Source organism: Geobacillus sp. LYN3 (assembly GCF_003064505.1).
GTDB lineage: Bacteria > Bacillota > Bacilli > Bacillales > Anoxybacillaceae > Parageobacillus_B > Parageobacillus_B toebii.
This window is the reverse complement of sequence record NZ_QCWL01000018.1, coordinates 1-5,613: the sequence shown is the minus strand read 5'-3', so window position 1 is coordinate 5,613 and position 5,613 is coordinate 1. Positions and strand designations below refer to the sequence as shown.

The window sequence follows — 5,613 nt, the reverse complement described above, 5'->3', positions numbered from 1 at the left end:
TGAACCTATTTCATCCAGCTAACATGTCTCTAGGATTGAGTAGAAATCACAGAAAATGGTGAAGACCCTTTTTTTATTACTGTCTACTTGACAGGGGTAAGACCATTTTGAGCCAGCCTCATTATATACTTGCTTTCTGTATTGTGAAGTTAAGTTGATACTCAAATAGAGAAATTTCAGGGACGATAGAAGCGGCATATTTAAGTTTATCATCAACTTTTTTGGCTACTATTACTCCACTAACATTCTTTCCTTTTGCTATATTCTTTTTTACCCAACCCATGTATCGAGCAATTTGACCAATAGCTGCATCCGGTCCTTTGCTAAGTTTTAGCTCAAACACAACAAAATTACCTTCCTCGTCAACGGCTAAAATATCAATGAGCCCGACATCAGTTGGGTATTCTACTCCATTTCGTCCTTCATCGTCAATGTATAATTTTAACCTTTTTCCATTCACGTCTAATGATTGAATATTTTGTGCTATAAAGTCACGTAGATGGCTTTCAACAGGAAACAACATATCTGGTTCTGTTGACTCCAAGCCACTTTCTGTTTCAACAATCGCTATATCTTCTTCTAATCCTTTTTGAGCAACTATTAATTTCCCATATTCATTTTTACGTATTTCCCATACACCATGTTCATTGGGATTATACAATACAACTTGTCCTCTTCCTACGGTAAACAAAAAATCATATTTAGAATTAGCAATTCTTGGTTTCTGATTCTCTGGGTAATGAACCCGTGAAGGTTGATTAACAGTACAAACAATGATCTGAGCATTTATCGTGTTTTCGTTAACATTACCATATTTGTTTTTGATGTAATTTTTTATTTCAGTATATGTAACTTTTTCATTCGGGCTGTTTTCTACCGCTTCTTTAATCATTTGCCACACATATGGCTTGTTACTCATGTTAATTTAACCCTCCACTCTCTTATAGTGTGAGTACGATCTAATGTGATTTTTACAAAATAACACTCATCTAGTTACGAAAAGCTAAAATATATTGTGTTCATATTCATCTTCTTGAACGAGAGCCCATACTCTTTTCAATGGTAATTCTGCCTGTAATGAATCAGGAAATTTATCATAATTACGTAAAACAGCTTTTAATAACGCATCTGAATCCCAAAGTCTTACTTTAAAAAAGTTATTTTTGGCATCTCTAAGAACAGTGTTTTTAAAGCCGCCCCAACTAACAAGAAGTCCTTGATCCGCGCCAAATTTGCTAATGGTTCCGAGAAGTTCACTAAGGACATTGGATCCAACCGGATACTGTGAGGACTTCACTTGAACACACAGTCTAGGAAAACCGAATCCCATTGGCCCCGTACCAGCCAAAATATCTACACCGCCATCCGGTCCCGGAGGGGAGATTTCAGTTGTGTACCCTTCTGCTTGCAAAATAGCATTCACTAACTCTGCTAAATGGTGACCTGCGAATTTACGTGAAATATAGGTGCGTATTTGCTCCAAAGCAACATCTTCAACATTGATACTTTCCATATCTACTGTCACTTCCTCATTATCATCATCCTTCACATGAGATGTGACAGATGATGGAGAAACACTTAAACCTAATATTTTCCGTATTCTTTCTTCTGCGTTGTTGCGTTTAATTTGGCATACGGTCATAAACGCACCGAGTGAATAAAGTAAATCTTGGTCAAATGCCGTACGAGGAATATCAGTTCGTATCCATTCCACAGGGATTGTATGTCTGATATTAGCAGCGATATCTGTTCGATATTGATATGCACCCACTACTTTTCCAATGGCTATTGCAGAACGATATTTCAGCGGAAGAGCCACTAAGTCCCCTTTTTGAATCCGGTGAATAAATGCCCAGATTTGTCCAACCTTATTGGCCGCTTCATTTTCTGTCGCTTTCGGATAGACTTTATTAAAAAGTTCTTTTAATTGCTCCCTTGTTTGTATAGAAGAAAGATCAGGTAGTTCATTCCAGCCGATGACTGCTACCCCGTGTTCTAGCGCTGCTTCTTGCTGCTCTCCGTTTCTTCCTGCTCGAACTAGCCAGACTGCCATTTTTATCCCTCCTGAAGCTGACTATTATAAAAAAAGATTTCAACAAATTAATAACAGATGGTTGTTTCTTTTTTATTTCGATTTAAGAGGTACATATAAATCACGTTGTTCTGGCGTCGAAAATAAATTCTTCCTTCTATCGAAAAAGGGTATTCCATGACCGCACCATTTGTGTATCTACTGTATTGGGCCGGACTTTTGAGATAGCTGTATGAAACTGATAATGTAACTGAGAAATACATAACTCCACTTTAATACGGTCTGAAACAGTTAAAAGAAATCGGCGAAAAATTGCTTTGTAAGTATCATATTGAGACAATATCTATATATCCACTAAAATTGTTTTTGCTATTGCGAGACTTCCGCTACCTGATAACCGATGTTAATAATTTCCCCCTTACGCTACGATTCAATGAGGTTTACATTAAAAAATAATTATCAATGTCATTAATGGTTTTTAAAATTTTATGCTCTTCAACTCCAGAAGCAATGGCTAATTTTTTACTTTGATCAAAACGAAAGACAGCGTTACATTCAAAATCAAATACCGTCTGAGTGATTGTACCCAAACGGTGATATTCATCCATAATTGCTTTGCCTATTTTGCGGTATTCACGTTGGAGCTTCATTATAAATTTCTTTAGACTTTGCAGAGACCTCGTTTTCTGGATTTTTGGGATATCTTTTTGCAAAACTCATTACCGTACTTGTTGCGAAACTTCTAAATTGATGTCTACACTATTGGAATTGGAACTAGAGTTTGTCCAATTGCAGCTCTAATACAACCACTTCACACTCTGATCTTGAGTAACGAATTCATCCATATTGATTTCACACGTTTAAAATCAGCTGCAGGTTTTGCAACAACAAGGGAAGCTGAAACAAATGTTCTTGGTTCATATCTACAAAATTGGGTAATTCTAAAATTTATTCTGAAGATTGAAATTAGCACCACGGGTTTAAATTTATTTCATATCCTCGTACGGTAGGCCATCTTCATTATACTCACTCCAAATACTTTCTCTTCCATCATCATAATCATAACGGTAGTACATTTTTTTCTTCAATATTTCAATCCAATCCACCGGCAAGTTTTTTAACATGTAACTTCCCCACCATTTTTCTTCTACTTCGATCCATTCTTTAGGTATTAAATCTAAATCAACTTCAACAAGTAGTTTGCAATTGTAATAACCTTCAGAATAGCTATGTCTTTCTATCTTTAAATATCTTGTATAATTTGGATGACTCTGTAACCCCGAATATATTTCTAGACGTTTCGTATCTAAATTTATTATATACCCCAAGCGAACATTCATAGAATTATGTAAGAAGTACTCGTCATTGCTAATTTTAATATCTTTATTTTTAATCCACTCACTAAAGTCATCGTTATTTACATTACCGCGTTTATTTATAATATTATCAGTATATTTAAGAATCATTTCTGTGAATGCATTTTCTATATTAAATGTTCTAACTGTATTAAGTGTAGTTTTTTCTTCAATTTGAGTGAGAGTTTCAATTGTATTACTAGCTATAAAAGCTAACACGTATGCGGGATTCATTTGCATAAGTGTTACTTTAGTCACTCCATTTTTATAAAATCCAAACAAATCATAAGAACCAACAAAACGTAATTTCTTGAACGGGGAATCCACTTCGTTAAATTCAAGACGTCCTTCGTGATATCCTTTTAAATAACCTTCTAATCTTTGAATTGTATTTGAAACTGCAATTTCGATACCAAAAGGAAATGTATTCTTTGGTATAATAATATTTTCTTTCGGTCTGTAAACACTAAATTCATTATTTCCAAAGGTTCTTATTATCTTTGCATAAAGATTAATTCCAGCATCAATGATGGAGGCATATAATTCAGCATATTTTTCAGGTATGTATCCTATTTTTTGATTGTTTTTTTCTTCGTAAACTACTATTGTGTTTTTTCCATAAAAATGTTGTTTTTCTCTACTTAAATAAATATTTGTGTTTACATCTAGACTTGGAATAATTTTTTGTATTTCATCTTCATCGGTACCTTTTAGCGGAAAGACATGTACTCCCATGTCTATTGCCTTTCTCCTAGCTTCACTCTTCTTCCGATTAAAAAACATTTTATTCCCCCCAAAATTAATTTTATTATGATGTATTACCCACACTATGTTCATTGGGATTATATAAGGCAACGGATCTCTCCATGTGGTAAACAAAAAATTATATTTAGAATTAGATATTATTGATTTCTGATTCTCGGTGTACTGTACCCTTAAAGGCTGGTTAAAAGTGCAGACAATGATTGAGTGGATTTCAGCATTTATCACTTATGTTAATCTCCCTCAAATTATTTTATATATAAATTTTACCAAATAATGTGTAATAGGAGCATCTTTTTTATGATGCTGATTACGGAAATGAAACGCCTACTACACAATTTACACTAACATTATCTGGGAGATAAGTATTTTTGACTATTAAGGTTGTTTATCATATTTTACCAAGAATGTATTGCAAAACACATAACGGATGTACAAATGCTTAGAGCTGGGATATTGAATTCGCATTAGGCGATGACGCGTATGATAGCGAAAAGTTCGACAAACCACTGAACAAGCAGGAATCCTATTCATCTCCCCCATCAACCGCCGCAATAGCGGGGAACGGAAAGAGGCCTATGGCCGGGTTCTTTCTGTCTTTTGAAGGCAAGGTTGGGTCAATGGTTGTTTGGCTTCTCCGAAAGATGGAACGGTAATTAGTAAAAGAGTGACGGGTTGGAACAGCTGCGATGGTACGGATTCATCGATATTTACTGCATGTGTCATGTTGCATGTTTATGCATAACTTCGGGTTTTTACTCAAGTTTTGCAACACCATCATCAAAATTTATCTAGCTCCAAACTAATCGAAGTTTATAAAACCTTTTCTCTCAGTTTTATAAATGCATCATTTGCAAACTCTAACTCAGATTGGTAATTGTGAGGATGAACACCTATTTTCGGTATCGTTTTCATTATCCTAATATATATATCCGTCCGGTTTGGATATCAGATAGCGTTTTCTCAAGCTCTTTTCTTTTATAAGTAATATACTGTATGTCTTCATGTTGCATTGTGGTTAGCTTTTGAAACAATATTTCATTTGCATGGCTTTTCTCCAATCCCTCTTTAAGTTTGCGAAGCTTATCATGTCTGATTTCGATTTTTTCATCCACTTTTTTCAATATTGGTTCTGATAGATAGAAGAGCGAGTCTTTTAGTTCCTTTTCTTCCTTGCTTGCCAGAGCTTTTTTAATAAAATGTGATGCATAGTGGCTTTGAGATCCAAAAAGCATGGTACCTATGCCTGCTGATAAAATTGCATACTTAGGACCAAATAGTGCAACACCAAGGGCTATTCCTGTCATTTTTCCTAAACTTGCAAATGCAATCTTTGTAGTAGAATCAACTATATATATGCTCATTGAAAAGTTAACCTTCGTATAAGTGGTTCCCACTCCGGTTATACTGCTCCTAAGGAAAAGTATGGAAAAGGAGCGGAATTCTGCATGAAACGTCTCAAAA

5 protein-coding genes and 1 pseudogene are annotated in these 5,613 nt (G+C 35.0%); 1 reads left to right on the top strand and 5 read right to left on the bottom strand.

Going from position 1 to position 5,613, the window contains the following annotated elements; all coding sequences use genetic code 11:
• Positions 1 to 121 precede the first annotated feature (121 nt).
• The 4 genes from DCC82_RS16315 to DCC82_RS16300 all read right to left on the bottom strand — a co-directional run bounded on the left by DCC82_RS16315 (position 122) and on the right by DCC82_RS16300 (position 4,170).
• Positions 122 to 919, bottom strand: coding sequence for an endonuclease NucS domain-containing protein (locus tag DCC82_RS16315; protein ID WP_199222366.1), 798 nt, complete (start codon positions 917 to 919; stop codon positions 122 to 124).
• 84 nt (positions 920 to 1,003) lie between these two features.
• The gene (locus DCC82_RS16310; RefSeq protein ID WP_097355061.1) at positions 1,004 to 2,053 is read right to left on the bottom strand and encodes a restriction endonuclease; all 1,050 of its coding nucleotides are present in this window, start codon (positions 2,051 to 2,053) and stop codon (positions 1,004 to 1,006) included.
• Positions 2,054 to 2,472: 419 nt separating this feature from the next.
• Positions 2,473 to 2,682 carry a hypothetical protein gene (locus DCC82_RS16305; RefSeq protein WP_097355060.1) on the bottom strand — a complete coding sequence of 70 codons (210 nt, stop codon included), beginning with the start codon at positions 2,680 to 2,682 and terminating at the stop codon, positions 2,473 to 2,475.
• A gap of 336 nt (positions 2,683 to 3,018) precedes the next feature.
• Positions 3,019 to 4,170 (bottom strand): HIRAN domain-containing protein, encoded by a 1,152-nt coding sequence (locus tag DCC82_RS16300; protein ID WP_158268598.1) that lies wholly within the window; start codon positions 4,168 to 4,170, stop codon positions 3,019 to 3,021.
• A 428-nt stretch (positions 4,171 to 4,598) separates the two neighbouring features.
• Between DCC82_RS16300 and DCC82_RS18780 the strand changes: the two are divergent.
• Positions 4,599 to 4,955: pseudogene (locus DCC82_RS18780) on the top strand (hypothetical protein); the annotation flags it as partial.
• Positions 4,956 to 5,063: 108 nt separating this feature from the next.
• Here DCC82_RS18780 and DCC82_RS16290 read toward each other — a convergent pair.
• On the bottom strand, positions 5,064 to 5,613 hold a 550-nt coding region (locus DCC82_RS16290; protein ID WP_233253065.1), incomplete at its 5' end, for a hypothetical protein.